The sequence below is a fragment of the Micromonospora arborensis genome, assembly GCF_003205615.1.
Lineage (GTDB): Bacteria > Actinomycetota > Actinomycetes > Mycobacteriales > Micromonosporaceae > Micromonospora > Micromonospora arborensis.
Window position 1 is genome coordinate 1 of sequence record NZ_PYBV01000129.1, and the last position, 250, is coordinate 250.

Genomic DNA, 250 nt, shown 5'->3' on the forward strand with positions numbered 1-250 from the left:
GTCGGCGGTGGGGAGCGGCCCGGGGGGCCCGGCGCCTTCTTCGGGTATCTGGTCACGCCGGTGGGCCTGGCGGCGCGGGCCTTGGGGGTGGCCCGGGTGGAAGCGACCCGTTGGGGGTCGGCGGTCGTCTGTGCGGTCGGCCTGGCGGCCCCGGCGGGGGGGCTCCGGGTGCAGCAGACCCGGGAGGTGCGCGGTGGGTGAGCACGGAAGGGCGGCGGGTAGGGCAAGAGGGTAGATTTCTGTGGTCGCC

General features: G+C 76.8%; 1 pseudogene. It reads left to right on the forward strand.

Annotated elements, in window-relative coordinates:
* Nucleotides 1–201 (forward strand): annotated as a pseudogene (locus C7C45_RS34645) (hypothetical protein); the annotation flags it as partial.
* Nucleotides 202–250 lie beyond the last annotated feature (49 nt).